The organism is Pseudaquabacterium pictum (assembly GCF_005403045.1).
In the GTDB taxonomy this organism is placed as follows: domain Bacteria; phylum Pseudomonadota; class Gammaproteobacteria; order Burkholderiales; family Burkholderiaceae_C; genus Pseudaquabacterium; species Pseudaquabacterium pictum.
On the sequence record NZ_BJCL01000003.1, the window covers coordinates 320014 to 345915 of the forward strand.

Consider the following 25902-nt stretch of genomic DNA (forward strand, 5'->3'; position numbering starts at 1 on the left):
CCAACCGGGTGTCGAGAGCGCGCCGGCATGAACGCCCAGGAGAAACCAGTGGACCTGATCCGCACCCTCGAACAGGAAGAGATCACTCGCCTGAACAAGACGATCCCCGCCTTCGCCCCCGGCGACACGGTGATCGTCAGCGTCAACGTCGTCGAAGGCACGCGCAAGCGCGTGCAGGCCTACGAAGGCGTGGTGATCGCCAAGCGCAACCGCGGCCTCAACAGCAGCTTCATCGTTCGCAAGATCTCCAGCGGCGAAGGCGTCGAGCGCACCTTCCAGCTCTACAGCCCGCTGATCTCGACCATCGAAGTCAAGCGCCGCGGCGATGTGCGCCGCGCCAAGCTGTACTACCTGCGCCAGCGCTCGGGCAAGTCGGCCCGGATCAAAGAGAAGCTCGGCTGAGCCCGGACGCAAACCGTCCTGAGGACGGTTTGTGCCTGGCGAAGCGGCCGAGCTCTGCGAGGCCGTCGGTGCGCCCCGCAAGCCGCAGCAACCACAAGCCGCCTCCGGGCGGCTTGTTCGTTTCCAGCCCTGACAATCACGCCATGACCAGCGCCGTCCCCCGCATCACCGATCCGCAGGCGATCCCCGTGGCCGGCGTGGACGACCACCTGCCGCCGGTGCCCGTGGACAGGCTGCACGCGCAGGCCCTGCGCCAGCGCTTTGCAGCGCCGCCGGCCTGGCAGCCCGAGATCCCGGGTGACGGCGCGCGCTTCAACCCGTCCGGGCCCACGGCCCAGGCCTCGGTGCTGGTGCCGCTGGTGCAGCGCGACGCCGGCCTGCAGGTGCTGCTGACCCGCCGCACCGCCCACCTGCGCAGCCATGCCGGGCAGATCAGCTTCCCCGGCGGCAAGATGGAGGCGCACGATGCCGACGCCGTGGCCACCGCGCTGCGCGAGACGGAAGAGGAAGTCGGCCTGGCCCGCCAGCATGTCGAGGTGCTCGGCCGGCTGCCGGTCTACACCACCGTCACCGGCTTCGTCGTCACGCCGGTGGTGGGCCTGGTGCAGCCGCCGTTCGACCTGCGCATCGACACCGGCGAGGTGGACGAGGCCTTCGAGGTGCCGCTGCAGTTCCTGATGACGCCGGCCCACCACCGCCGCCACCGCTGGGATGCCGGCGGCGGCATCACCCGGCAGTTCCTGTCGATGCCCTGGCCGGCGGCCCAGCCAGGCAGCTACTTCATCTGGGGCGCCACCGCGGCCATGCTGCGCAACCTGTACGGCTTCCTGGCGCAGCCGTGAGCGGCCGGGCCGCTGGGTATCATCGACCGCAATGAGTTTCTTCGCCGTCCTGCTGGCCCTGGTCATCGAGCAGTTCAAGCCGCTGCCGCGTGACAACTGGGTGCACCACCTGCTGGTGTCCTGGGTGGGCTGGACCGGCCGCAACTTCGACGCCGGCCGCGAGCACCATGCCTGGGTGGTGTGGGGCGTGTCGGTGTTGGCGCCGGGCGTGCTGCTGGGCGCCGTCTACCTGACCATCGCCCACTGGAGCCTGCTGCTGGCCCTGCTGTTCGACGTGGGCGTGCTCTACCTGACGCTGGGCTTCCGCCAGTTCAGCCACTACTACACCGACATCCGCGACGCGCTGGACCGCGGCGACGAGGCCGAGGCCCGCCGCCTGCTGGCCGAATGGCGCCACCTGGACGCCAGCGAGCTGCCGCGCACCGAGCTGCTGCGCCATGTGATCGAGCATGCGCTGCTGGCCGCCCACCGCCATGTGTTCGGCGTGTTCTTCTGGTTCGTGCTGTTCTCCACCCTGGGCCTGGGGCCGCTGGGCGCGGTGCTCTACCGCATGGCCGAGTTCGCCGCCAGGTACTGGACGTTTCCCAGCAAGGCACTGGGCGTGCCGGCCAACCAGCAGCTGATGGCGGTGAGCCAGCGGATGTTCGCGCTGATCGACCATGTGCCGGCACGCTTGACCGCTTTCGGCTTCGCAGTGGTGGGCAACTTCGAGGAAGCCATCAACGCCTGGCGGCGCGATGCCGCGCTGTGGAAGCATGCCAACGAAGGCGTGATCCTGGCCTCGGCCGCCGGTGCGGTGGGTGTGCAGCTGGGCGGCAGCGCCGCGCCGGGCGTCACGCCCGACCGCTCGCGCACCTTCACCGGCGGCCCCACCGAAGACCCGGCCGCCGACGGCTCCACCGCCGGCGATCCACCGCAGATCGCCCACCTGCGCAGCGTGGTCGGCCTGGTCTGGCGGTCGGTGGTGCTGTGGATGCTGCTGGTGGCGCTGCTGACGCTGGCCAACCTGGTTGGGTGAGCCCGGACACAAACGGTCCTGAGGACCGTTTGTGCCTGGCGAACCGGCCTCGCTCTGCGAGGCCGTGGGATCGAACGTCCTCAGTACCGCGTCTGCGACAGCTCGGCGCGCAGCTCGCCGTAGATGCGGTAGCGCGACGGATGGATCGCGCCGGCATCGACCGCGGCGCGCACGCCGCAGCCCGGCTCGTGCAGGTGGCTGCAGTTGTAGAAGCGGCAGGCATCGGCATGGGCCCGCAGGTCGGGCATCAGGCCGACCAGGTCGGTGGCCTGCAGCTGGCGCAGGCCGAATTCCTGGAAGCCGGGTGAATCGATCAGCGCGCTGCGGCGGGCGTCGTCCAGCCAGTACCAGCTGGTGCTGGTGGTGGTGTGGCGGCCGGCATTCAGCGCCTTGCTGATCTCGCCCACCTGGGCGGCGGCGGCCGGCACCATCAAGTTGATCAGCGTGCTCTTGCCCATGCCGCTGGGGCCCAGCACCAGGGTGGCCTTGCCATCGAGCAGCGGCGCCAGCGCGGCCCGAGCGGCATCACCCTGCTGCTTGAGCGACAGCTCCAGCACCGCCACGCCCATCGCGGCATAGGGCGCCAGCCGCTCGCGTGCGGCGGGCAGCGTGGGCAGGTCGGTCTTGTTCAGCACGATGGTGGTGGGGATGCCGGCCGACTCCGCAGCGATCAGCGCGCGCGCCAGCTGGGTCTCGGCATACATCGGCTCCACCGCCACCAGCACCAGCAGCTGGTCGAGGTTGGCGGCGAAGGACTTGGTCTTCCACTCGTCCTGGCGGAACAGCAGGTTGCGGCGCGCTGCCACCTTGTCGATCACGCCTTCGTCACCGGCCGGTTGCCAATGCACGCGGTCGCCGACCACCACCTCGCTCTTCTTGCCGCGGCCGTGGCACAGCAGGCGGGTGCCATCGGCGGCTTCGACCATGCAATGCCGCCCGTGGGCAGCCACCACAAGACCGTTGGCGTCGCTCATTGGTGCACCCTGGGGCCTGCGGCCCGTCCCGCCGAGCGGGAATGAGCCCCTTCGGGCGACCGGGCGGGGCTCATGCGCTGCGCAGCGCCAGCGCGGCCAGCCGCTCGCTGGCCGGCGGGTGCGAGTAGTAGAAGCGCACGTAGACCGGGTCGGGCGTCAGCGTGGCGGCGTTGTCCTCGTGCAGCTTCAGCAGGGCACTGGCCAGGTCGGCGCCACTGGCCTGGGCGCAGGCATAGGCATCGGCCTGGAACTCATGCTGGCGCGACAGCTGCGCCGCCAGCGGCGAGACGAAGAAGCTGAACACCGGCAGCGCCAGCATGAACAGCAGCAGCGCCAGCGCATCGTTGGGCGCCCCCGCGTTCGGCCCGATGTTGGGCAGCACGCCCAGCCCGGTGTAGAAGCCCGGCTGCTGCGCCAGCCAGCCCAGCAGCGCCAGTGCGGCCAGGCTGATGCCGAACACCATCACGATGCGCTGGGTGATGTGCCTGTGCTTGAAGTGGCCCAGCTCATGGGCCAGCACCGCCTCCACCTCGCCGGGGTTCAGCTTGGCCAGCAGGGTGTCGTAGAACACCACCCGCTTGGCCGCGCCCAGGCCGGTGAAATAGGCATTGCCATGGGCCGAACGGCGGCTGCCGTCCATCACGAACAGCCCCTTGGCGGCAAAGCCGCAGCGCTGCATCAGCGCCTGCACCCGGGCCTTGAGGCCCTCGTCGGCCAGCGGCTCGAACTTGTTGAAGATCGGCGCGATCAGCGTGGGATACACCACCATGATCAACAGGTTGAAGCCCACCCAGGCGCCCCAGGCCCAGAGCCACCACAGGCCGCCGGTGGCGCCCATGATCCACAGCACCAGGGCAGCCAATGGCAGGCCGATCAGCGCGCCGACCAGCGTGTTCTTCAGCAGGTCGGCGATGAACAGCTTGGGCGTGGTGCGGTTGAAGCCGAAACGCTGCTCCAGCCGGAAGGTGCTGTAGAGCTCGAACGGCAGATCGAGCAGCGTGCTCACCAGCGTGAAGCCGACCAGCAGCGCCAGCTGGTAGCCCATGTTGCCCCAGGCCGGCTGCACCGTGGCCAGCAGCCAGGTGTTCAGCAGGTCCAGCCCGCCCAGCAGCGTCCAGCCCAGCACGACGGCGGTGCCGAATGCGGTGCTCAACAGGCCCAGCCGGCCCTTGGCCAGGGTGTAGTCGGCCGCGCGCTGGTGGGCTGCCAGGCTGACGGTGGCGGCGAAGGCCGCCGGCACCGCACCGCGGTGGGCGGCGACATGGCGCATCTGGCGCGTGGCCAGCCAGAACTTGACGAGCAGGCCGCCCAGCAGGGCAGCGGCGAACAGGATCGTGATGGGCAGGGACGGCATGGCCTGCATTGTCGCTGTGGCTGCCCAGGGCTGGCAGGGCCGGCGACAATGTCCAGATGAACGACGCCACCGCCCCCACCACCCTGCAGCCCAGCGACCAGAACCTGGTCTGGATCGACCTGGAAATGACCGGCCTGTCGCCGTTCACCGACCGCATCATCGAGATCGCGGTTGTGGTGACCGACCCCACGCTGGCCATCCGGGTCGAAGGCCCGGTGTTCGCCATCCACCAGAGCGACGCCGTGCTCGACGGCATGGACGCCTGGAACAAGGGCACCCATGGCAAGAGCGGCCTGATCGACCGGGTGCGCGCCAGCACGGTGGACGAAGCCGCGGCCGAGGCCGCGGTCATCGACTGGTTGAAGCAGTACGTGCCCAAGGGCAAGAGCCCGATGTGCGGCAACTCGATCTGCCAGGACCGGCGCTTCCTGGCCAAGGACATGGCGAAGCTGGAAGACTTCTTCCACTACCGCAACCTGGACGTCAGCACGCTGAAGGAGCTGGCCAAGCGCTGGAACCCGGCCGTGCTGAACGGTTTCAAGAAGGCCCAGGCCCACACCGCGCTGGCCGACATCCATGAGTCGATCGACGAGCTGCTGCACTACCGGCAGCATTTCCTGAAAGTCTGAACTTCAGGGCGCGGCAGCTGCCGCGCGTGCCGCCGCCCGCCGCCGCGGGCTGTCATCGCGCTCCACCCGCTCGCCGGTGGGGGTGCGCCGCTGCAGCCGCCAGGCCTGCAGCAGCGCGCGGGCCTCGGGGTCGGGGCGGGCGGGCAGCTTGCGGTACTCGCTGCAATCGCTCTTGCGGGCCATCAGCCGGTGGTTGATCAGCTCGCGCCGCAGCGTGGCATGGTCGCCGAAGGCATTGGCGGCCTTCAGGATCTGGTTGACCTCGGCCTCGGTGTAGACGCGGCGGCCGTCGAACAGCGTCCACAGCACCCACATCGCCAGCGTCTGCACGCTGTACTTCACCGGCCAGCGCAGCAGCCGGCCGCGGCTGTCGAACTGGCCCAGCGCCTTGCGGGCGTTGTCGGTCAGCTTCGCCGGCGGCGGCCGGTCTTCGGTGGCCAGCACCGGCGGCGGCAGTGGTGCCGCCTGGGCCGCCGCCTGCAGGCTCTGCAGGTTGCGGTGGCCCAGGGCGCGGGCCACCAGGTTCAGCAGTTCCACATGGCCGGGCGGCGGGCTGCCGGCGGCGTGGCGGGTTTTCAGGGACTGGCCCAGCGCCTTGGCGAACAAGGACGCGTCGGGCACGACGAAGGACAGCGGGGAACGGGGCACGGCCTGCACTCCACACGCACGACTGGGACCCCGGTGACGGGGCGCTGGTGGTTGCCGACTTCCAGCCTGTCGCACGCAGGGGATGCGAGGGGCTGTGGATGGGGGATGGCAGGTTGAGCTCGCGGAGGACCGCGCGGCAACGCCTGGGTGAACTGCCGACCGTTGGACGCGCAGTTTAGCGCGGCCCGCCCGCCGCCCGGGCGATCACCTGGGCGATGAACGGCCCCTTGGCCGCGGTGTAGGCATCGCGGTCATGCCGGTGGGTGATGGCCAGCGACTGTTTCAAGGCCACGTAGGCATCGCGCAGCGAAGGGTCGGCGCGCAGCGCATCGCGGAAGGCCAGCCGGGCCTGCCACAGCGGGCTGCCCAGCGGCACCAGGTGCAGGTGGTGGGTACGGTGCTGCGGGCTGGGCTTGCAGAACCAGTGCATCACCTCGGCCTGGTAGGGCGCGTGCAGGTACTGCAGCGCGGCCGCTGCGGCGATGGCCGGCCGCGCGGCCTCCAGCGAGGCCACCGGCGCCATGATGTCGATCACCGGCTTGGCCGCGAGCCCGGGCACCGCGGTGCTGCCGATGTGCTCGGGCGCGCCCACCAGCCAGGGCGCCAATGCGGCTGCGATGGTCCCCTGCTCGGCGGCGAACAGCGCCGGCCAGCGCGGGTCGGGCGGCACCAGTTCGATCGGGGCGTCGGTCATGCAGCCGCGCCCGTTGCGGCGTCAGACGCCCAGCAGGTCCACTTCGAACAGCAGCGTGGCGTTCGGCGGGATCACGCCGCCGGCGCCGCGCGGGCCGTAGCCCAGCTCCGGCGGGATCACCAGGATGCGGGTGCCGCCGACCTTCATGCCCTGCACGCCGTCGTCCCAGCCGCGGATGACTTCGCCGCCGCCCAGGTGGAAGCGGAAGGGCTGGCCGCGGTCCTTGCTGCTGTCGAACTTCCTGCCGCGGCCATCGGGTTGGGACGGGTCGAACAGCCAGCCGGTGTAGTGCACGCTGACGCGCTGGCCGGCCACCGCCTCGGCGCCGCTGCCTTCGACCACGTCGTCGTACTGCAGCGGCACGCGCTCGGGCTCGGCCAGCAGTTCCACCTCGAAGACCAGCGTGGCGTTCGGCGGAATCACGCCGCCGGCGCCGCGGGCGCCGTAGCCCAGCTCGGGCGGGATGGTCAGCACCCGGGTGCCGCCCACCTTCATGCCCTGCACGCCCTGGTCCCAGCCCTGGATCACCCGGCCGGCGCCCAGGTCGAACTCGAAGGGCTCGCCACGGTCCTTGCTGCTGTCGAACTTCTGGCCGCGGCCGTTGGGCGCGGCCGGGTCGTGCAGCCAGCCGGTGTAGTGCACGGTGACCGGCTGGCCGGCAACGGCTTCGGCGCCGGTGCCCGGCACGGTGTCTTCGATCAGCAGGCCGGGGGCGGGGGAGCTCATGTCGGGTCCAATTCAACGGGGAGGGAGGGGCCGCATCATGCCACCGTGCCGTGCACGGCCGGCTGCAGCGGCCAGGCCGCTGCCCAGGCGCGGGTGGCGGCGGCCAGCCAGTCGGTCACGCTGGTGGCCGGCAGCGCCGGCAGGCCCAGCACGGCGGCGGCGGCCTGCAGCGTGGCCAGCGGCTGGCGGGTGTCCAGCGGCGCCGCGCCGTTCTGCTTGCTGAGCTTGTGACCATCGGGCGCCAGCACCAGCGGCGTGTGCAGGTGGCGCGGCGTGGGCAGGCCCAGCTGGCGCTGCAGGTGGATCTGGCGCGCGGTGTTGTCGGCCAGGTCAGCGCCGCGCACCACGTCGGTGACGCCCTGGGCGGCGTCGTCCACCACCACCGCCAGCTGGTAGGCCCACAGGCCGTCGGCGCGGTGCAGGATGAAATCGCCCACCGCCTGGGCCACATCCTGCTGCTGCGCACCCAGGCGGCGGTCGGTCCAGGCGATCTGCACGCCGGCGCCGTCGACCACCGTCATCAGCCGGGTGGCACGGGCCGGCTTGCCGTTCAGGCCGGCGCGGCAGGTGCCGGGGTACACACGCTCGGCAAAGCGGTCGTGCGGCCGGCCCTGGGCGGCCCAGGCGGCGTCGATGTCGCGCCGGCTGCAGCCGCAGGGGTAGGCCAGGCCGGCAGCCAGCAGCCGGTCCAGCGCCGCCTGGTAGGCCGCGCCGCGGCTGGATTGCCACAGCGGCGGCGCATCCGGCAGCAGGCCCAGCGCGGCCAGCTGGCCCAGGATCACCTCGGCCGCGCCGGGCTGGCAGCGCGGGGTGTCGACATCCTCGATGCGCACCAGCCAGCGGCCGCCCTGGGCGCGGGCATCCAGCCAGCTGGCCAGCGCGGCCACCGCGCTGCCGGCATGCAGCGGCCCGGTGGGCGAGGGCGCGAAGCGACCGGTCGGCGGTGCCGAAAACCGTCCGGTGGGCAGGGCCGGGCTCACACCGCCTCGGCCGGCAGGCCCAGGTGGCGCTCCAGCAGGGCGCGGCGGGTGGCCGGGCTGTCCAACTGCTGCAGCCACCATTGCAGGGCCAGGCCCTGCGGCGCCTTGCGCGGCTGCGGCGTGGCGGCGCTGCGCCAGGCGTAGCCGAACAGCGACGGCTGCCGCGCCCGCTGCACCCGGCGTGCCACCAGGCGGCCCAGGCGCAGGGCCTCGCGGACCTGCGGCTCGGGCACGAAGCCCACGCCCAGGCAGCGCATCAGCGCCTCGATCTTGGCGCCCATGCTGGGCACGGTGAACACATCCTGCCCGGGCAGCAGGTTCACCGTCACCGGCGACAGCCGCTGCGCCGAATCGGCCACCGCCACCGCCCGGTGGGCCAGGATCTGGGCATCCGACAGCGGCTCGCCCACCTGGGCCAGCGGGTGGTGCGGCGCCATCGCGAAGACGAACTCCACCTCGCCCAGCGGCTTCAGCTCGATGCCGGTCTGCGGCGGCGTGTTCATCATCGCGCCGATGGCCAGGTCGGCCTGGCCGCTGACCAGCGCCTCCCACAGCCCGGCCAGCACCTCGCTGCGCACCCGCAGCCGGGTGCCGGGCGCCTGGCCGTCGGGCGTGCGCTGGGCGTAGAAGCCCTCGACCAGCTCGAACACCGTCAGCCGCGAGATCACGTCGTCCACCGCCACCGTCAGCTCGCTCTCCCAGCCGGTGGACACACGGCGCACCCGGTTGGCCACGGCATCCATCTCCGCCAGCAGGCGGCGGCCCTCGTCCAGCAGCTCCTGCCCGGCGGCGGTGAGCTGGGCCTGGCGCGAACTGCGGTCGAACAGCAGCACGTCCAGCGCGTCCTCCAGCTGGCGCACGCTGTAGGTCAGCGCCGACGGCACCCGGCCCAGTTCACGCGCGGCGGCGGCAAAGCTGCCGGTGCGGGCGATGATGTCCATCATCTGCAGGGCATCGGGCGTCAGGGCGTTGCGGCGGGGGGCTTGCATGGGCATGGCGGCGGTGTGGCTTCATCTTATTTGAATGCCCGCTTCAAGGCGCGCCGGGGCCATCGCGCCCCTGCCGGTGCCACCATGCGGGTCATCGACCACCCACCTGGAGACCCGACCATGATGATGATCCGACGCAGCGCCGACCGCGGCCATGCCGACCACGGCTGGTTGAAGAGCTTCCACACCTTCTCGTTCGCCGAGTACCACGACCCGCGGCACATGGGCTTCGGCAACCTGCGGGTGATCAACGAGGACCGCATCGCCCCGGGCACCGGCTTTGGCACCCATGGCCACCGCGACATGGAGATCGTCAGCTACGTGCTCGACGGTGCCCTGGCGCACCAGGACAGCATCGGCAATGGCGCGGCCATCCTGCCCGGCGAGGTGCAGCGCATGACGGCCGGCAGCGGCGTGCGCCACAGCGAGTTCAACCATGCCAAGGACGCCACCACCCATTTCCTGCAGATCTGGATCCTGCCCGACCACGGCGGCCTGCCGCCCGGCTACGAGCAGAAGGCCTTCAGCGAGGCCGACAAGCGCGGCAAGCTGCGCCTGGTGGCCGCACCCGGCGGAGTGGACGGCGCGGTGACGCTCAACGCCGATGCCAGCATCCGCGCCGGTCTGTTCGACGGTGACGAGACCGCCACGCTGGCCCTGCCGGCCGGCCGCAAGACCTGGGTGCATGTGGCCCGCGGCAGCATCACCGCCAACGGCCAGGCGCTGCAGGCGGGTGATGCCATCGGCCTGGAAGGCGAGCCGCAGCTGGTGCTGGAGAAGGGCACCGCGGCCGAGGTCCTGGTCTTCGACCTGGCGAAGTGACCCACCCCCGAAGCGCCTGCGGCGCTCCCCCTCAAGGGGGCGCCGCCAGCGGCCCGGCGAAGCCGGTTCCGCGGCGTCCGCTGGACTAAAGTCCCCAGCATGGACACGTTGTTGAAGCCCCTGCTGCTGCTGCCCTGGCCCGACTGGCTGGCGCTGGCGCTGTTCTTCGGCGGCTGGTGGGGTTATGCGCACTGGGCGCGGCAGCGGGCGCAGGTGCGGCCGTCGATCCTGGCCACCACCAACCAGTGGCGGCGGCGCTGGATGCTGCAGGCCACCTTCCGCGAGAACCGCATCGTCGATTCGGCCGTCACCCAGAGCCTGTCGGCCAGCCCGTCGTTCTTCGCGTCCACCAGCATCCTGATCATCGGCGGCCTGCTGGCGGCATTGGGCGCCACCGACAAGGCCAGCGGCCTGGTGCAGGAGATCCCGTTCGCCGCCCGCACCAGCGCGCTGGTGTTCGACCTGAAGCTGGCGCTGTTGGCCGCGATCTTCGTGCATGCCTTCTTCCGCTTCACCTGGAGCCTGCGGCAGTACAGCTTCGGCGCCATCATCGTCGGCGCCGCGCCCGAGGCCAAGCAGTTCGCCGCCATCGGTGATGACCAGCGCGAGTTGTTCGCCGACCGCGCCGGCCGGGTGATGGGCCTGGCCGCCGAGACCTTCAACGACGGCCTGCGCGCCTACTACCTGAGCTTTGCCGCAGTGGCCTGGTTCTTTTCGGCCTGGGCCTTCATGGCCGCGACGGCGGCGGTGCTGGTGGTGCTGTACCGGCGGGAGTTCCGCTCCGAGGTGCTGCTGGCGCTGCGCGAGGGTCTGGGGCCGATGCAGCCGCCGCCGGCGCCCTGAGCCCGGCCTGCGCCACCAGGCCGGCGCAGGGGCTGGGCACATCCTTGCCCGTCTCCACCAGCGGCACCAGGGCCAGCAGCGGATTCACCAGGCCCAGGGCGATGGCGCCGGCACTGCGCGCCACGATGCCCACCGTGTCCAGCTGCACCTGCGGCGCGGCCAGCGGGCCGTGCAGGCGGATCGGCCCGCGCAGCGCCACCAGGCTAGTGGTGCGGGTGCGCGGCACCAGGGTCAGGTCCAGCAGCTCGCGGTTCAGGTCGATGTGGCCCTGGCCGGCCACGCTGCTGACGGCGGTGTCCAGCAGCAGGTGGCGGGCGGTCATCACGCCGTTCTTCAGGCTGAAATCGGCCAGGCCGCAGCGCAGCGCCACCGTCTTGTCGCCGGTCAGGCTGAGCTGCAGGATCTCCAGCACATGCAGGCCCATCTCCTCCATCAGCAGCCGGCTGATGCGGCCGGGGTCGACGGCCACCTGCAGGTCGCCATCCGCCGTGGCCAGCAGGCGGCCGACCGAGGCGCCCTGGCCACGCAGGTCGAAGCGGCCGTGCACCCGGCCGATGCTGGCGCGGCCGGTCTCGGCCACCGGAAACAGCTGGGCCAGCTGCAGGCCGCGGCCCTGCAGCCTGGCGCTGGCCTGCAGCGGATCGGCGCGGGCATCCAGCGCCAGCTGGCCGGTGATCTGGCCGCCGGCGGCGCCGATGTCCAGGTCGTCCAGCGTCAGCACCGCGTCCTGCAGCCGCAGCCGCAGGGTGCCGCGGTCCAGCGGCACCGCCGGAGCCCGCACCACCTGCTGCACCCGCAGTGCCAGGTCGGCGTCGAACAGCCGCCAGCGGTTGGTCTGGAACGGCAGGTCGGGCAGCACCCGGCGCGGTGCGTTCGCCACCGCGGCCGACGGTGCCGGCTGGTCGGGCTGCACCACGGCACGGCCGGTGGCCAGGTCCAGGCCGATCACCGGTGCCAGGTCGCTCAGGTCGAGCAGGCGCGAGCGGATGTCGCCGCGCAGCAGCGGCCGTGCGCCGCTCAGCACCACCGTCAGGTTGCCGGCCACGTCGCTGCGGCCCACCTGGCCGCTGAAGCCCTGGTAGTGCCAGCTGCGGCCGTCGCGCCGCAGCCGGCCGGCGGTGGCGTAGGCGCCGGTCTGCGGCAGGGCCACGCCCAGCAGCGGCAGCAGCTGGGCCAGGCTGCCGCCGCGCACGGCCACCTGCAGGTCGACGCCGGTCAGCCGCGCCAGCCCGGTGATGCGGCCGTCGGCGCGCAGGTGGGTCGGCCCCAGCTGGCCTTCCAGCAGCAGCGGGTAGGGCGCGGTCTCGTCACGCAGGCCCAGCACCGACGCGCCGCGGCCGCTGGCCCGCAGCGGCTGGCCGCCCAGCGTGCCGGTGGCGGTGAACAGCACGTCACTGGGCGCGCCCAGCGCGCTGGTGGGGCCGGGCCTGGGCGCATCGGCGCGCTGGCCGGCGGTCTCCACTGCCATGCGCAGGCGGGTCTGCTGGCGGCTGTCGTCGTAGCCGATGCGGCCCTGCTGCAGCGTCAGCGTGCCGATCTGCACGGCGGTGCTGTCGTCGCTCTGGCCGCGGTCGAGCAGCCAGGACTTGCGGCCGTCGGCCGCCGTCTCCAGCATCACCACCGGCTGCCCCACCGCCACCGTGGGCAGCACCAGGCGGCCGCGCAGCAGGGCGCGCAGGTCCAGCCGCAGGTCGGCATGGTCGACCTCCAGCATCTGGGGCTCCCGGGCCCAGGCCGGGTTGGCGAAGCGCAGCCCCTGCACCTGCACATGCAGCAGCGGCCAGCCCAGGCCCAGGCGCAGATCACCCTGGATCTGCAGCACGCGGCCGGTCTGGCGCTGCACCAGGTCGGCGATCGGGCCGCGGGCCCAGTTGGCGCCGGCCACGGTGAGCGCCAGAACCAGCAGCAGGGGCAGGGCCGCCAGCACCAGCGTCACACGCCAGGCGATGCGGGACCAGCGGGCACGGGTCGGGGAGGGGGCGGGAAGGGCGGCGGTCAGTCGGGTGGTCCGTTGCAGGTGTGGCTGGCATGGTGCCATGGCAGGCCTCTGCGCACCGCCGCGGCGGCCGATGCACCCGTGCCGGCCTCTGTCGGTGCGCTGGCGGACGGACGCCGCCCACCGGCCGGGCTAGGATGGCACGATGGCCGAGCCCTCCGTTGCCGACCAGCTTGCCGCCGTGGTCCCCGCCAGCCTGCAGGCCGATGCCGCCGGCGCCTGGCGGCTGGCCGGCGCGTGGACCCGCCAGGGCCTGGTCGGCCTGGCCGGCCGGTTGCCCCCGCCGCCGGCCGCCGGCGCCGCCGTGCTGATCGATGGCAGCGGCCTGACAGGCTTCGACAGCGCCGGGGCCTGGGTGCTGCGCCAATGGCTGGCTGGTCAGACCGCACAGGCCCGCTGGCAGGGCTGGTCGGCGCCCTGGCAGGCGCTGGCGCAGCTGGCGGTGGCCGCGGAGGTGCCGCCGCCGGCCCAGCCACCGCGGCCAGGCCCGGTGCGTGGCCTGGGCTTGGCCACGTTGCGCGGGCTGGGCCAGGCCCAGGCGCTGCTGGCCTTCATCGGCCAGGTGGCGCTGGCGGCGGCCGGCGTGCTGGCCCATCCGCGCCGGCTGCGGCTGCGCAGCGTGCTGCACCATGTGCAGATCGGCGGCTTCGCCGCCCTGCCCATCGTCGGCCTGATGTCCTTTCTGGTGGGCGTGGTGGTGGCCTACCAGGGGGCCGACCAGCTGCGCCACTACGGCGCCAACATCTTCGTCGTCGAGCTGGTGGGCTACGCGATGCTGCGCGAGTTCGCGCCGCTGATGACGGCCATCATCATCGCCGGCCGGTCCGGCTCGTCCTACGCGGCGCAGATCGGCACCATGGTGGTCACCGAGGAGGTCGATGCGATGCGCACCCTGGGCATCGCGCCGCTGGAGCAGCTGGTGCTGCCGCGGCTGCTGGCGCTGGCCATCGCGCTGCCGCTGCTCACCGTGTGGGCCGACATCACCGGCGTGTTCGGCGGCATGGTGATGGCGCGCACCCAGCTGGGCATCGGCTTCCATGAGTTCCTCGACCGCTTCGGCGTGGAGCTGCGTGGCGCCAGCCTGCTGGTGGGGCTGGGCAAGTCGCTGGTGTTTGCGGGCGTGATCGCGCTGATCGGCTGCTTCCAGGGCTTCCGCACCCGCGGCAGCGCCGACAGCGTGGGTCGGCAGACGACGATGGCGGTGGTGCAGGCGATCTTCCTGGTGATCGTGGTCGATGCGGTGTTTTCCGTGGTCTTCAACTGGCTGGACCTCTGAATGCCCGCGCCGTCCGCGCCTGAGGCCGATGCCGACGCCGTGGTGCAGATGCAGGGCATCGTCACCCGCTTCGGCCGCCAGACGGTGCACGACGGCCTGGACCTGACGGTGCGCCGCGGCGAGATCCTGGCGATCGCCGGTGGCAGCGGCAGCGGCAAGTCGGTGCTGCTGCGCGAGATGGTCGGCCTGCAGCAGCCCACGGCGGGCACGGTGCGGGTGTTCGGCACCGATCTGGCCACGCTGGACGACGCCAGCTGGCAGGCGCTGCGCCGGCGCTGGGGCGTGATGTTCCAGAAGGGTGGACTGTTCAGCGCGCTGACGGTGCAGGAGAACGTGGGCCTGCCGCTGCGCGAGCAGGGCCGGCTGCAGGGTCGGCTGCCCGATGCGCTGGTCGACGGCATCGCCGCCTGGAAGCTGGCGCTGACCGGCCTGCCGCCCGACGTGGTGGGCAAGCACCCCGATGCGCTGAGCGGCGGCATGCTCAAGCGCGCCGCCCTGGCCCGCGCCCTGGCGCTGGACCCGGAACTGCTGATCCTCGACGAGCCCACCTCGGGCCTGGACCCGGCCAGCGCCGCCGGCATCGGCACGCTGATCCGCGCCACCCAGACCCAGTTCGGCCCCACCATCGTGTTGATCAGCCATGATCTGGAGCTGCTGTGGCGGGTGCCCGACCGGGTGGCCGTGCTGGGCGAGGGCCGGGTGCTGGCCATCGGCCCGATGGCCTCGCTGGCCGACCATCCGCATCCCACCGTGGCCGCCTATTTCGACGACGCCCGCCGCCACGCGGCGCCGGCCCCCAGCCCACCCGCCCAGGAGACGGCATGGAAGACAAGCTGAACCCCACCGCCGTCGGCGCCTTCGTGCTGCTGCTGGGCGCGGCCCTGGTGGCCGGCGTGCTGTGGCTGGCCGCCGGCGTGGGCAGCCGCCAGCCGACCACCGCCTACCAGTCGATCTTCACCGAATCGGTGGCCGGGCTGAACCTCGACGCGCCGGTCAAGTACCTGGGCGTGGACGTGGGCAAGGTGCAGCGCATCGCCATCGACCCCGACAACCCGCGCCAGGTGCGGCTGGACCTGCAGATCGTGCAGGGCACGCCGGTCAAGCAGGACAGCGAGGCGGTGCTGAAGTCGCAGGGCCTGACCGGCATCGCCTATGTGGAGCTGAGCGGCGGCAGCCCCGGCTCACCGGCCCTGGTGGCCACGGCCGACGGCGTGCCGCCGCTGATCCGGTCCAAGCCCAGCCTGTCGGCGCGGCTGGAGAACGTGGTCACTGCGGTGCTGGCCAGCGTCGACCGCACCTCCAGCAGCCTGAACACCCTGCTCAGCGACGACAACCAGGCGGCCATCAAGCGCAGCCTGGCCGATGTGTCGGCGCTGCTGCAGACCTTGGCCGAACAGCGCGGCCAACTGGCCAGCGGCATCGCCGACCTGGCCACCACCGCCCGCCATGCCGCCCAGGCCAGCGCCCAGCTGGGCCCGGCGGTGGCCGCGGTGGGGCCGGCGCTGGCCGGCATCGGCCCGGCGCTGGACAAGGTGGAGGCCGCCGCCGCCTCGGTCGACCGCATGGCCCAGGCCGCCGGCCTGGCCAGCACCCGCGCCGGCCAGGCGGCCGAGGCGGCCTTGGGCGGCGTGCAGCAACTGCGTGGCGACACCCTGCCGGGCGTGGACCGGCTGCTGGCCGAGCTGGGGCCGCTGGTCGGCTCGCTGCGGCAGTTGAGCGAGCAGTTGCGCACCCAGCCCGGCAGCCTGCTGGTGGGCGGTGCAATGCGGGCCCCCGGCCCCGGTGAAGGAGCCACGCCATGACCACCCGTCCATCCCCCGCCACCGGCCGCCGCGCCGCCCTGGCCTGGCTGGGCATGCTGGGCCTGGCCGGCTGCAGCGCCAGCCTGCTGCCCAAGCCGCCGGCCGCGCCGGCGCTGTACGGCCTGGACGACGGTGCCCCGGCGCCGGCCCGCCCGCCGGCACCGCCCGGCGCGCCCAGCCTGCTGGTGGCCGTGCCGCGCGCCGCCGCCGGCCTGGACACCCGGCTGATGGCCTACCAGCGCACGCCGCAGCGCATCGAGCACTTCACCGCCAGCGAATGGCTGGACGCGCCGCCGCGCCTGCTGGCGCCGCTGCTGGTGCGGGCGGCCGAGGCCACCGGCGCCTTCCGCGCGGTGCTGCTGGGGCCGGCGGCCGGCAGCACCAGCTGGCGGCTGGACACCGAGCTGCTGCGCCTGCAGCAGAACTTCAGCGCCGGCGGCCCCAGCCAGGTGCGGCTGACGCTGCGCGCAGTGCTGGTGGACACCGCCAGCCGCACCGTGCTGGGCGCGCGGGAATTCGACACCAGCCAGCCCGCGCCCAGCGATGACGCCGCCGGTGGCGCCGCCGCGGCCCAGCGCGCGGCGCTGCAGCTGGCACAGGCGCTGGCCGATTTCTGCGCGGCGCTGGCGGCCCGGCCCGGCGGCTGAGCCGCGGGCCAGCGGCTCAGCGCAGGAAGGCCTTCACCGCGGCCACGGTGCGGGCCGGGTCTTCCTCATGCGGCACATGGCCCAGGTCGTCGAACACCTGCACCCGGCTGCCGGGGATGTCGGCCGCAAAGCGTTGCGCGGTGGCCGGCACGATGATGCGGTCCAGGCCGCCCCACAGGATCAGCGTGGGCGCGGTCACGCCAGCCACCTTGTCCACGCCTTCGGCGCTGGACCAGGTGCGGGCCCGCTCCACCAGCGCGGCGCGGTTGCCGGTGCGCAGGGTCAGCTCGAAGTAGCGGTCGACCAGCGGCTCGGTGATCTTGCGCGGGTCACCGTACACCGCCGTCAGGCCCTGCACGATGATCGGCCGCGGCAGCACATGCTCGGTCAGGCTGCCCAGCACCGGCAGGCGCGCGATCTGCCAGCCCAGCGGGATGCGGGCATCGCGGATCGGGTAGCCGGCCGCGTCCACCAGCACCAGGGCCGCCACCCGCTGCGGCGCCAGCGCGGCGATGCGCCAGGCCACCTCGCCGCCCAGGCTGTTGCCGGCGATGGCAAAGCGCTGCACGCCCAGCTTGTCCAGCACCGCCAGCACGAAGCGCGCGTAGTTGGCGCCGTTGTAGGTCTGGCCGGCCCAACTGCCGGTGAACGGGCCGGTCAGGCCGAAGGCCGGCAGGTCGAGGCGGATCACCCGGCGCTGCGGCCGCAGCGCCTGGGCCCAGCCGTCCCAGGTGTGCAGACTGGCCGAGGTGCCGTGGACCAGCACGATCGGCACGGCATCGGCCTGCGGTCCCTCGTCGCGGTAGTGCACCAGCTGGCCGTCCAGGTCCATGAAGGCCGACGGCGGCGGCGCCCAGCGGGCGACCAGGCCTTCGACCGGGATGTCGGGCGCGCGCACCAGCGGGATCGCCAGCGCGCTCAGCAGGATCAGGATGCCGACCAGGCGGCGCACCAGGCCCATGGCTGCGGGGTCAGGCGGCCAGCGGCGCCGGGGCCAGGGTGGGTTCCAGTGCCACCCGGTCGTCGAACACGAAGCAGCGGCCGCGCCAGCCGGGCGCGGCGCCGCCGGTGTCCTCGAAATACTTCAGGATGCCGCCTTCGAGCTGCAGCGCATGCGGCAGGCCCAGGTCCTGCAGGACCAGCGCGGCCTTTTCACAGCGGATGCCGCCGGTGCAGTAGCTGACGACGGTGTGGCCGGCCAGGGCGTCGCGGTGGGCGGCCACGGCGGTCGGGAAGTCGCTGAACTTCTGCAGCCGCCAGTCGATGGCGCCGGCGAAGGCGCCGGCGTCGACCTCGAAGGCATTGCGGGTGTCCAGCAGGGCCAGCGGCCGGCCGGCATCGCAGTGGCCCTGGACGATCCAGCGCGCCAGCGTGGCGGCGCTGACCGCCGGCGCGCGGCCGGCAGCCGGCCGGACGGTGGGCATGTTCATGCGGATGATCTCGGGCTTGATCTTCACCTTCAGCCGGCCGAAGGGCTGGCTGGCGCTCCAGCTGTCCTTGGTGGGCAGGCCGTGCAGCCCCGGCTGGGCGCGGGCCACCGCCAGCCAGGCGGCGATGCCGTCGGCCGGGCCGGCCAGGCACAGGTTGATGCCTTCCTCGGCCAGCAGCACCGTGCCGCGGATGCCCTGGGCCTGGGCCGCGTCGAACAGCCGCTGGCGCAGCGCGGGCAGGTCGCGCAGCGGCGTGAAGCGGTAGGTGGCGATGTTGAGCATGGAATCGGTCACCGCCGGATTCTAGAAGTCGGCCCCGGAGGCGCCGGCGCCTCCGGGGCTGCGCACGCAGGCCGTCGGAACGGCCGGACAAAGGTTGCAAAAATGAAATAACTGAAAAATCCGCTCAAGTTGAAGGGTGATGGGCCGAAATCACAGGCAACCCCAACAACCTGCAGGTGAACCGGATGCGCCTTCTTCCTCCCCGCGCTGCGCTCAGCGCCATTGGTGCGGCCATTGTGCTGATCGGCTGTGGCGGCGGTGCCGGCGACAGCCCCAGCCCGGCGCCGGATGCCGCACCGGTGGCGACCCCGCCGTCGCTGTCGGGCGTGGCGGCCGTGGGCGCCGCGGTGGGTGAGGCGACCATCACGCTGACCGATGCGACCGGCCGCACGTTGACCACCACGGCGGACGCCGGTGGCCGCTACCGCTTTGATGACGTCACCGGCCTCGTCGCGCCCTACCAGATCCAGGCCACCGGCGCATTGGGCGAGGCCATGGTGACGCTGCATGCGCTGGTGGCCAGCGCGCCGTCCGGTGCGGTGGTGGCCAACGTCACCCCGCTGACCAACGCGATCGCAGCGCTGGTGGCGCCCACCGATCTGCCCACCGCCATGACCGCGGCACAGTTGCAGGCGCTCAGCCCGGCGGCGATCGCCCAGGCCGGCGAGCGGGTGGCCGCGGTGATCGCGCCGTTGGTGGGTGCGCTCGGCCTGGGCAACGGTTTCGACCCGCTGACCACGCCCTTCAATGCCGACGGCACCGGCGCCGACCGCCTGCTCGACCACCTGGACGTGGCGGTGGCCCCGGGCACGGTGGCCTTGTCCAACAAGATGGCGCTGGCCAGTGACGGCCGCTCGACCGCGGACAGCGCGTCGACGCTGGTCAAGGGCGCCACGTCCGTGCCGGCGCCGGTGTCCACCGAGGCGTCGGACACCAACAACTTCGACGAGCTGGCCCAGCGCCTGCAGGGCTGCTTCGCCATCCCGGCCGGCCAGCGCCTGGTGGTGAGCAACGGATCGGGCACGCTGCACAGTGCCTGTGCCGGCATCGCCTCGGCCGACTACCTGCACAACGGCCAGCCGTTCATGCACCGCTTTGCCGGCGCGCTGAACTCGGCCACCCAGGACGGTGCCACCTATTCGCGCCCGATCGTGCGGCTGCGCATCTCCGCCTTGCCCGAGCGCATGGCGGTGAACCTGAACTTCAAGGACAGCACCGGCGCCGGCTACACCCGGCCCGAGGTCATCGAGCGCCAGGCCGATGGCCGCTGGCTGCTGGTGGGCAACCGCCGCGCGTTCAACGGCTATGCCGAGGCGCAGGCGACCTACCTGAACGACCTGACGCCCAACACCAGCTACAACAACCTCAACACCAGCCGCGTGGACACCGGCTTCCGCCTGGCCTTCGACCCGCGTGTGTCGTTCGACACCAGTGGCCGCATCACCTACAACGGGCTGGATCTGTCCAGCAGCAGCGGCTTCAGCGACAGCAGCTGGGCGGCCATCCGCGCCACGCTGGCGGCCGACCAGCGCATGGTGGGCTGCGTCATCGTGCGCGGCCCGGGCGAGAAGGTGGGCGCCAAGTGGTCGGGGATCCATCCCAACGGCCTGCTGCTCAAGCGGCCCACCGGATCGACGGTGCAGGACTACCTGGCCATTGACACCATCGTCAGCGACGGCTGGCGCGCGGCCATCGATGCCACCACGGTGGCGGCCGACGGCAGCGTGGCCGCCCCGGCGGCCGGCGGACAGACCAACATCTGCGGCGCCGGCACCACGGTCACCAGCTCCAGCAGCTACGTGGTCGACGCCCAGGCGCTGGGTGCGCGGCTGAATGCGTTGAACGGACGCACCGCCGATGCCAGCATCGCCGGCCGCGACGTGGCCTGGAACACCAGTGCCCGCTACGCCCGCATGGCGCCCACCGGCAGCGTGAAGAGCGCGCTGGAGGCCAACCCGCCGCTGACCTTCGAGGTCTTCGACACCGACGGCAAGCTGCGTGCGGTGATGCAGAGCCGCTTCCTCGGCCGCCTGCCCGAGGCCAACCTGGCGCGCGCCTACGTGGAAAGCCGCCAGGTGCCCGAGTTCAGCACCGACAGCCTGCGCCGCTACCTCGACTTCGACGGCAGCACGGACAGCGTGAACCAGACCGTGACCGGCAGCGTGACGCTGGACTGGACCACGCCCCGCGGTGCGTTCGGTGCCGACCGCATCGGCCTGTATGCCGAGGTCTACCGCGCCACGCCCGGCGTCGGCATCCGCGGGCCGCTGTCCCGTGCCTGGGACGGCACGGCCACCACCAGCAGCCTGTGGACCAGCGATGCCGAGCTGGCGGCGCAGCTCGATGCCATCCCCGGTGCGAACTTCTACTGGTGGAACGGTGCCTTCGCGGTGGCGCCGGCAACCAGCGGCTGCAGCAGCACCCCGCTGGTCAGCACCAGCGGGGTGAACGTGGCGCGCTCGGCCACCCAGGTGGGGGCGTCGGCCAGCTACGGCGGCACGCTGTTCGGCAAGGATGCGCTGGCCACGGCCTGCCTGGGCGCGGGCAGCCATGCCCTGGTGTACCGGGAGCTGTTCTTCCGCACCTACACCGACCAGAACGTGCGGCTGTACGTGGCCACGGCCAACCGGGCGTTGCGCGCACCGGCACCCTGAGCGGGTGCGCGGGTGGGCTTCCTACAATCGGCGGCATGCCCTTCGTCCACCTGCGCACCCACTCCGAATACTCCGTCGTCGACGGCACCCTGCGCGTCGACGATGCCGCTGCGGCGGCCAAGGCCGATGGCCAGCCGGCGCTGGCGATCACCGACCTGTCCAACCTGTTCGGCGCGGTCAAGTTCTACAAGGCCTGCCGCGGCAAGGGCGTCAAGCCCATCATCGGCGCCGACATCTTCGTCGAGCCGGAGCAGGCCATCCCTGGCAGCACCCCGGTGGCCAGCCGCCTGCTGCTGCTGGTGCAGAACCGCCAGGGCTACCTGAACCTGTGTGAACTGCTGGCCCGCGGCTGGGTGCAGAACGCCCAGCGCGCCCAGGCCTGGATCACCTGGGACTGGCTGGCCGAGCTGGGCGGCGGGCTGATCGCGCTGTCGGGCGCCGACCTGGGCGCTGTCGGCCAGGCCCTGCTGGCCGGCGACACCGAACGCGCCCGCGCCGTGGCGCAGCGCTTGAGCAGCCTGTTCCCCGGCCGCTTCTACATCGAGCTGCAGCGCGCCGGCCTGGCCACGCATGAGCCGCATGTGCGTGCCGCCGTGCCGCTGGCCGCGGCCCTGGGCCTGCCGGTGGTGGCCACCCACCCGATCGAATTTGCCGAGCCCGATGACTTCGACGCCCACGAGGCGCGTGTGTGCGTGGCCGAAGGCGAGACCCTGGCCAACCCCAAGCGGGTGAAGCGCTTCGGCCGCGAGCAGTATTTCAAGACCCAGGCGCAGATGGAGGCGCTGTTTGCCGATGTGCCGAGTGCGGTGGCCAACACCCTGGCGATTGCCCAGCGCTGCAACCTGACGCTGGCCATGGGCAAGAACTACCTGCCCGACTTCCCCACGCCGCTGCTCGACGACGGCACGCCCATGCCGATGGGCGACTACTTCCGCCAGGCCAGCTTCGAGGGCCTGGAGCAGCGCCTGCTGCAGCTGTTCCCCGATGCCGCCAAGCGCGACGCTGAACGCCCGCGTTATGTGGAGCGGCTGGAATTCGAGATCACCACCATCCTGAAGATGGGCTTCCCCGGCTACTTCCTGATCGTGGCCGACTTCATCAACTGGGCCAAGAACAACGGCTGCCCGGTGGGCCCGGGCCGCGGCTCGGGCGCCGGCAGCCTGGTGGCCTATGCGCTGAAGATCACCGACCTGGACCCGCTGCACTACAAGCTGCTGTTCGAGCGCTTCCTGAACCCCGAACGCGTGTCGATGCCCGACTTCGACATCGACTTCTGCCAGGGCAACCGCGACCGGGTGATCGACTACGTCAAGGACAAGTACGGCCGCGCCGCAGTCAGCCAGATTGCCACCTTCGGCACCATGGCCGCCAAGGCCGCGCTGCGCGACATCGGCCGGGTGCTGGGCATGGGCTACGGCCATGTGGACAGCGTGGCCAAGCTGATCCCGGCGCCGCCCGGCAAGACGGTGACGCTGGCCAAGGTGCCCGAGAACCCCGACCCTGGCCTGATTTATGCCCGCAAGGAGGCGCCCGAGCTGGAACAGCGCGAGGCCGCCGAGGAAGAGGTGGCCGAGCTGCTGAGCCTGGCCACCCGGGTGGAAGGCATCGTGCGCAACATCGGCATGCATGCCGGCGGCGTGCTGATCGCCCCGGGCAAGATCACCGACTTCTGCCCGCTGTACCAGCAGCCGGGCAGTGATTCGGCGGTCAGCCAGTACGACAAGGACGATGTGGAAGCCATCGGCCTGGTGAAGTTCGACTTCCTGGGCCTGGCCACGCTGACCATCCTGGAATTGGCGAAGGACTTCATTGTTGCCCGCAACCCCGACAAGAAGGACTTCAGCTTCGACAACATCCCGCTGGACGATCCGCGGGTCTACAAGCTGTTCTCCGACGGCCTGACCGAGAGCGTGTTCCAGTTCGAATCCCGCGGCATGCAGGGCATGCTGCGCGATGCCAAGCCCAGCCGGCTGGAAGACCTGATCGCGCTGAACGCGCTGTACCGGCCGGGCCCGATGGACCTGATCCCCAGCTTCGTGGCGCGCAAGCACGGCAAGGAGGTGGTGGAGTACCCGCATCCGCTGCTGGAGCAGGTGCTCAGCGAGACCTACGGGATCATGGTCTACCAGGAGCAGGTGATGCAGAGCGCCCAGATCCTGGGTGGCTACAGCCTGGGTGGCGCCGACCTCCTGCGCCGGGCCATGGGCAAGAAGAAGGCCGAGGAGATGGCCAAGCACCGGGAGATCTTCCGCGAGGGGGCCGGCAAGCAGGGCATCGGCCAGGAGAAGGCCGACGAGGTGTTCGACCTGATGGAGAAGTTCGCGGGCTATGGCTTCAACAAGAGCCATGCCGCCGCTTACAGCCTGCTGGCCTACCACACGGCCTGGCTGAAGGTGCACCACACGGCCGAGTTCTATGCCGCGAACATGACCATCGAGATGGACGACACCGACAAGCTCAAGGTGTTGCTCAACGATGCCAAGCTGTTCGGCATCAGCTTCTCGTCGCCCGATGTCAACGAAGGCACTTACCGCTTCGAGCCGCTGGAGAAGAAGCGGGTGCGCTATGCGCTGGGCGCCGTGAAGGGCACGGGGCAGAGCGCGGTGGAGGCCATCGTGGAAGCGCGCGAGGCTGGCGGCCGGTTCCACAGCTTCTTCGACTTCTGCGCCCGCGTCGACCGCAAGCGGGTCAACAAGCGGGCGGTGGAGGCGCTGGTCAAGGCCGGCGCCTTCGATGCCTTGCACGCCGACCGCGCCAGCCTGGTCGCCAGCATCGGCCTGGGCTTCGAGTTTGCCGAACACCAGGTGGTCAACGCCAGCCAGGGCGGGCTGTTCGACGACGGCGACCATGGCTCGTCCACCCAGGAGCCGCCGCTGATCCCCGCCGCACCCTGGAGCATCAAGGAGCGGCTGCTGTTCGAGAAGACGGCGGTGGGCTTCTTCCTGTCGGGCCACCTGTTCCAGCAGAGCGAGACCGAGGTGCGGCGCTTCTGCAAGCGGCGCATCGGCGATCTGGTCGACAGCCGCGATCCGCAGCTGCTGGCCGGCATCGTGAGCGACCTGCGCTTCGTCAACGGCCAGCGCGGTCGGGTGGCGATCTTCAAGCTCGACGACCAGAGCGAGGCCATCGAGGCCGTGGCCAATGACGAACTGATCGAGGCCAACAAGGCGCTGTTCGTCGAGGATGAACTGCTGATCGTGCAGGGCAAGGTGCAGCCCGACCGCTTCTCGGGTGGCCTGCGGCTGAACGTCAACGCGGTGTGGGACCTGGCCGCGGCCCGGGCCCGCTTCGGCCGTTACCTGGCACTGGCGATGAACGGTGGCGGCGTGGCGCCGCTGGCCGATCTGGTGAACACCTGGCCCGCCAAGCGCGAGACCGGCGACGACGGCCTGCAGCGGGTGCTGGGCCTGCCGCTGCGGCTGCAGATCGCCCGCCGGACGGCCGGAGCCAGTGCCCAGGCCGAGCTGGACCTGGGCGAGGACGGCCGCTTCTGGCCCAGCGACGAAGCCCTGGCCCGCTGCAAGGCCCTGGCCCACGGCGGCCGGGCCGAGATCGTCTACGAGGCGTCCTGAGCCGGGCGGCGGCGATGCGCTGGGTGGCGCCGCCTGACGACCTGCGGCCGTGGACCGACGGCGGCGTGGTGGTGCAGGCGCCGGCCACGCTGCCGGCCAGCAGTTTTCCGGCCATGGTGGGCAGCATGCTGGTGCTGCGGCTGGCCGGTGCGGTGCACCGCGCGGGCGTGGGGCCGGTGCCGGCGGCGGCGCTGATCGGGCCCTGCACGCGGCCCAGCCAGTACCAGCACCACGGCGCTGTGCATGCGGTGGGCCTGCTGATCCGGCCCGAGGCGCTGCCGGTGCTGCTGGGCGTGCCAGGCGGACGGCTGGTCAATGCCCAGGTGGCGCTGGCCAACGTGGGCGGCCCTGGCTGGGCCGATGTGCCGGCGCAAGTGCAGGCCGCGCCGGACGACGAGGCGCGGCTGGGCCTGCTGTTCAACACACTGCGCGCCGCGGTGGCCGGGCCCGAGGCCGATCAGTACCGTGCCTTGCTGCAAGGCCTGGCGCAGGCGCTGCAAGGCCCGCTGGACCAGGCCTGCCGTGGTCTCGCCACCAGCCGCCGGCAGCTGGAGCGGCTGTGCCGCACCCACTTCGGCATGGCGCCCAAGCAGTTCCAGACCATCGCCCGGCTGCAGCAGGCGCTGCATGGCGCGGCGCACAGCGGCGGCGCCGATCTGGCGCTGCAGGCGGGCTACTACGACCAGTCGCACCTGGCGCGCGACTTGCGCCGTCTGGCCGGCGCGCCGCTGGGCCGGCTGGTGCAGGGCGCCCGGCAGGGCGCCGGCACGGCGCACTGGCCGCTGGCGGTGGGCTGGCAGCTCAGCCGTTGACCGGCGTGCCGTCGGCCCGGCGCAAGGCCAGGTACAGCGGCAGCGCAAACGCCAGGCCCAGGCCGAAGCAGGCCAGCACCACCAGCACCGGCCGGCGCACCCGCCGCTCCCACAGCACCCACAGCGAGAAGCTGGCGGCGGCCAGGTAGACATCCAGCGTGATCGCGGTGGTCAGCGCGTTGGCCATCGCCGCCGGCCAGAACACCTGCGGCGCCACGCTGCCGCCGGCCAGGAACCAGCGGATGTTCCAGATCCAGGGCAGCACCAGGCCGGCGGCGGCCAGGGCCAGCAGGGCGGTGCGCAGCGGGGCGGGCAGGGCGGGGAGCGGCATGGCGGTGCGCGGTGGTGGAAGTGGCCGCACTGTCGCTGCCGGGGCCCTGCGCAGGATAGGAAAAATGCGCCAGACCGGCCTGGCCACCCGGCGTGTCAGACAACGCCCACACGCCGGCGCTCTGCTGTCCGACCTGCCGTTGCGCTGCCGGATGCCAGCCCCCGACGCGGTGTCCGCGT

The 25902-nt window shown here is 72.1% G+C and carries 24 protein-coding genes and 1 pseudogene; 13 read left to right on the forward strand and 12 right to left on the reverse strand.

What is annotated here, in order from left to right; translation table 11 throughout:
- Positions 1 to 48: 48 nt before the first annotated feature.
- From rplS to FFT10_RS08445, 3 genes are all read left to right on the forward strand, one after another.
- Positions 49 to 402, forward strand: a complete 354-nt coding sequence (rplS, locus tag FFT10_RS08435; RefSeq protein WP_137732580.1) for a 50S ribosomal protein L19 — start codon at positions 49 to 51, stop codon at positions 400 to 402.
- 143 nt (positions 403 to 545) lie between these two features.
- A complete protein-coding gene (locus FFT10_RS08440) occupies positions 546 to 1244 on the forward strand; it encodes a CoA pyrophosphatase (RefSeq protein WP_137732353.1) in 699 nt (232 codons plus the stop codon).
- Positions 1245 to 1275: 31 nt separating this feature from the next.
- The gene (locus FFT10_RS08445) at positions 1276 to 2262 is read left to right on the forward strand and encodes a CobD/CbiB family protein (RefSeq protein ID WP_137732354.1); all 987 of its coding nucleotides are present in this window, start codon (positions 1276 to 1278) and stop codon (positions 2260 to 2262) included.
- An 80-nt stretch (positions 2263 to 2342) separates the two neighbouring features.
- Here the strand turns inward: FFT10_RS08445 and rsgA are convergent, their stop codons facing one another.
- Complete coding sequence (rsgA, locus tag FFT10_RS08450; protein ID WP_137732355.1) at positions 2343 to 3236, reverse strand: ribosome small subunit-dependent GTPase A; 894 nt, start codon at positions 3234 to 3236, stop codon at positions 2343 to 2345.
- Positions 3237 to 3306: 70 nt separating this feature from the next.
- Positions 3307 to 4590 (reverse strand): M48 family metallopeptidase, encoded by a 1284-nt coding sequence (locus tag FFT10_RS08455; protein ID WP_137732356.1) that lies wholly within the window; start codon positions 4588 to 4590, stop codon positions 3307 to 3309.
- A 56-nt stretch (positions 4591 to 4646) separates the two neighbouring features.
- On the opposite strand from FFT10_RS08455, the gene orn reads away from it, so the two are divergent.
- Positions 4647 to 5219: an oligoribonuclease gene (gene orn / locus FFT10_RS08460; RefSeq protein WP_137732357.1), complete on the forward strand. Its 573-nt coding sequence runs from the start codon at positions 4647 to 4649 to the stop codon at positions 5217 to 5219.
- Between the two features lie 3 nt (positions 5220 to 5222).
- Here the strand turns inward: orn and FFT10_RS08465 are convergent, their stop codons facing one another.
- The 6 genes and pseudogenes from FFT10_RS08465 to FFT10_RS08485 all read right to left on the reverse strand — a co-directional run bounded on the left by FFT10_RS08465 (position 5223) and on the right by FFT10_RS08485 (position 9262).
- Positions 5223 to 5867, reverse strand: a complete 645-nt coding sequence (locus tag FFT10_RS08465) for a DUF2087 domain-containing protein (protein WP_137732358.1) — start codon at positions 5865 to 5867, stop codon at positions 5223 to 5225.
- A gap of 175 nt (positions 5868 to 6042) precedes the next feature.
- Complete coding sequence (locus FFT10_RS08470; RefSeq protein WP_137732359.1) at positions 6043 to 6561, reverse strand: GrpB family protein; 519 nt, start codon at positions 6559 to 6561, stop codon at positions 6043 to 6045.
- Positions 6562 to 6582: 21 nt separating this feature from the next.
- A complete protein-coding gene (locus FFT10_RS28135) occupies positions 6583 to 6942 on the reverse strand; it encodes an FKBP-type peptidyl-prolyl cis-trans isomerase (RefSeq protein WP_373282490.1) in 360 nt (119 codons plus the stop codon).
- Positions 6940 to 7287: pseudogene (locus FFT10_RS28140) on the reverse strand (FKBP-type peptidyl-prolyl cis-trans isomerase); the annotation flags it as partial. The gene FFT10_RS28135 and the pseudogene FFT10_RS28140, both read right to left, overlap by 3 nt.
- Positions 7288 to 7322: 35 nt before the next feature.
- The gene (gene gluQRS, locus FFT10_RS08480) at positions 7323 to 8267 is read right to left on the reverse strand and encodes a tRNA glutamyl-Q(34) synthetase GluQRS (protein ID WP_228027010.1); all 945 of its coding nucleotides are present in this window, start codon (positions 8265 to 8267) and stop codon (positions 7323 to 7325) included.
- Positions 8264 to 9262, reverse strand: a complete 999-nt coding sequence (locus FFT10_RS08485; protein WP_137732362.1) for a LysR substrate-binding domain-containing protein — start codon at positions 9260 to 9262, stop codon at positions 8264 to 8266. The genes gluQRS and FFT10_RS08485 overlap by 4 nt, the downstream gene beginning before the upstream one ends.
- Positions 9263 to 9376: 114 nt before the next feature.
- Between FFT10_RS08485 and FFT10_RS08490 the strand changes: the two genes are divergently transcribed.
- Together FFT10_RS08490 and FFT10_RS08495 are read left to right on the forward strand one after the other, a co-directional pair.
- Positions 9377 to 10078, forward strand: coding sequence for a pirin family protein (locus tag FFT10_RS08490; protein WP_137732363.1), 702 nt, complete (start codon positions 9377 to 9379; stop codon positions 10076 to 10078).
- 99 nt (positions 10079 to 10177) lie between these two features.
- Complete coding sequence (locus tag FFT10_RS08495; RefSeq protein ID WP_137732364.1) at positions 10178 to 10921, forward strand: DUF599 domain-containing protein; 744 nt, start codon at positions 10178 to 10180, stop codon at positions 10919 to 10921.
- Here FFT10_RS08495 and FFT10_RS08500 read toward each other — a convergent pair.
- Positions 10806 to 12857, reverse strand: coding sequence for an AsmA family protein (locus tag FFT10_RS08500; protein WP_162520720.1), 2052 nt, complete (start codon positions 12855 to 12857; stop codon positions 10806 to 10808). The two genes, FFT10_RS08495 and FFT10_RS08500, sit on opposite strands and share 116 nt — an antisense overlap.
- 205 nt (positions 12858 to 13062) lie before the next feature.
- Here FFT10_RS08500 and FFT10_RS08505 point away from each other — a divergent pair, with 205 nt between their 5' ends.
- The 4 genes from FFT10_RS08505 to FFT10_RS08520 are packed head-to-tail and all read left to right on the forward strand — an operon-like array spanning position 13063 to position 16642.
- Entirely contained in the window at positions 13063 to 14193 is a 1131-nt protein-coding gene (locus FFT10_RS08505) for an ABC transporter permease (protein ID WP_137732366.1), read from the forward strand.
- Positions 14194 to 15030, forward strand: coding sequence for an ABC transporter ATP-binding protein (locus FFT10_RS08510; protein ID WP_137732367.1), 837 nt, complete (start codon positions 14194 to 14196; stop codon positions 15028 to 15030).
- Positions 15015 to 15995 carry an MlaD family protein gene (locus FFT10_RS08515; protein WP_137732368.1) on the forward strand — a complete coding sequence of 327 codons (981 nt, stop codon included), beginning with the start codon at positions 15015 to 15017 and terminating at the stop codon, positions 15993 to 15995. Before FFT10_RS08510 ends, FFT10_RS08515 begins: the two co-directional genes overlap by 16 nt.
- Entirely contained in the window at positions 15992 to 16642 is a 651-nt protein-coding gene (locus FFT10_RS08520) for an ABC-type transport auxiliary lipoprotein family protein (protein ID WP_137732369.1), read from the forward strand. Before FFT10_RS08515 ends, FFT10_RS08520 begins: the two co-directional genes overlap by 4 nt.
- A gap of 16 nt (positions 16643 to 16658) precedes the next feature.
- Here the strand turns inward: FFT10_RS08520 and FFT10_RS08525 are convergent, their stop codons facing one another.
- Both FFT10_RS08525 and FFT10_RS08530 read right to left on the reverse strand, forming a co-directional pair.
- On the reverse strand, positions 16659 to 17603 hold the full coding sequence (locus FFT10_RS08525; protein WP_137732370.1) for an alpha/beta fold hydrolase: 945 nt from the start codon (positions 17601 to 17603) through the stop codon (positions 16659 to 16661).
- A 10-nt stretch (positions 17604 to 17613) separates the two neighbouring features.
- Positions 17614 to 18354 (reverse strand): sulfurtransferase, encoded by a 741-nt coding sequence (locus FFT10_RS08530; RefSeq protein ID WP_137732581.1) that lies wholly within the window; start codon positions 18352 to 18354, stop codon positions 17614 to 17616.
- A 185-nt stretch (positions 18355 to 18539) separates the two neighbouring features.
- Between FFT10_RS08530 and FFT10_RS08535 the strand changes: the two genes are divergently transcribed.
- From FFT10_RS08535 to FFT10_RS08545, 3 genes are read left to right on the forward strand one after another with little or no spacing between them, the layout of a single operon-like run.
- Positions 18540 to 21008: a hypothetical protein gene (locus tag FFT10_RS08535; RefSeq protein WP_137732371.1), complete on the forward strand. Its 2469-nt coding sequence runs from the start codon at positions 18540 to 18542 to the stop codon at positions 21006 to 21008.
- A gap of 35 nt (positions 21009 to 21043) precedes the next feature.
- Complete coding sequence (gene dnaE, locus FFT10_RS08540; protein ID WP_137732372.1) at positions 21044 to 24580, forward strand: DNA polymerase III subunit alpha; 3537 nt, start codon at positions 21044 to 21046, stop codon at positions 24578 to 24580.
- A 14-nt stretch (positions 24581 to 24594) separates the two neighbouring features.
- On the forward strand, positions 24595 to 25392 hold the full coding sequence (locus FFT10_RS08545) for a helix-turn-helix domain-containing protein (RefSeq protein ID WP_137732373.1): 798 nt from the start codon (positions 24595 to 24597) through the stop codon (positions 25390 to 25392).
- Here the strand turns inward: FFT10_RS08545 and FFT10_RS08550 are convergent.
- Positions 25382 to 25723 carry a DUF2834 domain-containing protein gene (locus tag FFT10_RS08550; RefSeq protein ID WP_137732374.1) on the reverse strand — a complete coding sequence of 114 codons (342 nt, stop codon included), beginning with the start codon at positions 25721 to 25723 and terminating at the stop codon, positions 25382 to 25384. The two genes, FFT10_RS08545 and FFT10_RS08550, sit on opposite strands and share 11 nt — an antisense overlap.
- Positions 25724 to 25902: the final 179 nt, after the last annotated feature.

Coding starts and splice junctions, on each gene's coding strand:
- FFT10_RS08505 (WP_137732366.1), top strand. CDS start 13,063: ATGGCCGAGCCCTCCGTTGCCGACCAGCTTGCCGCCGTGGTCCCCGCC.
- FFT10_RS08520 (WP_137732369.1), top strand. CDS start 15,992: ATGACCACCCGTCCATCCCCCGCCACCGGCCGCCGCGCCGCCCTGGCC.
- FFT10_RS08490 (WP_137732363.1), top strand. CDS start 9,377: ATGATGATGATCCGACGCAGCGCCGACCGCGGCCATGCCGACCACGGC.
- FFT10_RS08470 (WP_137732359.1), bottom strand. CDS start 6,561: ATGACCGACGCCCCGATCGAACTGGTGCCGCCCGACCCGCGCTGGCCG.
- FFT10_RS08510 (WP_137732367.1), top strand. CDS start 14,194: ATGCCCGCGCCGTCCGCGCCTGAGGCCGATGCCGACGCCGTGGTGCAG.
- orn (WP_137732357.1), top strand. CDS start 4,647: ATGAACGACGCCACCGCCCCCACCACCCTGCAGCCCAGCGACCAGAAC.
- FFT10_RS08485 (WP_137732362.1), bottom strand. CDS start 9,262: ATGCCCATGCAAGCCCCCCGCCGCAACGCCCTGACGCCCGATGCCCTG.
- dnaE (WP_137732372.1), top strand. CDS start 21,044: ATGCCCTTCGTCCACCTGCGCACCCACTCCGAATACTCCGTCGTCGAC.
- FFT10_RS08530 (WP_137732581.1), bottom strand. CDS start 18,354: ATGCTCAACATCGCCACCTACCGCTTCACGCCGCTGCGCGACCTGCCC.
- FFT10_RS08495 (WP_137732364.1), top strand. CDS start 10,178: ATGGACACGTTGTTGAAGCCCCTGCTGCTGCTGCCCTGGCCCGACTGG.
- FFT10_RS08440 (WP_137732353.1), top strand. CDS start 546: ATGACCAGCGCCGTCCCCCGCATCACCGATCCGCAGGCGATCCCCGTG.
- FFT10_RS08455 (WP_137732356.1), bottom strand. CDS start 4,590: ATGCCGTCCCTGCCCATCACGATCCTGTTCGCCGCTGCCCTGCTGGGC.
- FFT10_RS08545 (WP_137732373.1), top strand. CDS start 24,595: ATGCGCTGGGTGGCGCCGCCTGACGACCTGCGGCCGTGGACCGACGGC.
- FFT10_RS08515 (WP_137732368.1), top strand. CDS start 15,015: ATGGAAGACAAGCTGAACCCCACCGCCGTCGGCGCCTTCGTGCTGCTG.
- FFT10_RS08525 (WP_137732370.1), bottom strand. CDS start 17,603: ATGGGCCTGGTGCGCCGCCTGGTCGGCATCCTGATCCTGCTGAGCGCG.
- FFT10_RS08550 (WP_137732374.1), bottom strand. CDS start 25,723: ATGCCGCTCCCCGCCCTGCCCGCCCCGCTGCGCACCGCCCTGCTGGCC.
- rsgA (WP_137732355.1), bottom strand. CDS start 3,236: ATGAGCGACGCCAACGGTCTTGTGGTGGCTGCCCACGGGCGGCATTGC.
- FFT10_RS08445 (WP_137732354.1), top strand. CDS start 1,276: ATGAGTTTCTTCGCCGTCCTGCTGGCCCTGGTCATCGAGCAGTTCAAG.
- FFT10_RS08535 (WP_137732371.1), top strand. CDS start 18,540: ATGCGCCTTCTTCCTCCCCGCGCTGCGCTCAGCGCCATTGGTGCGGCC.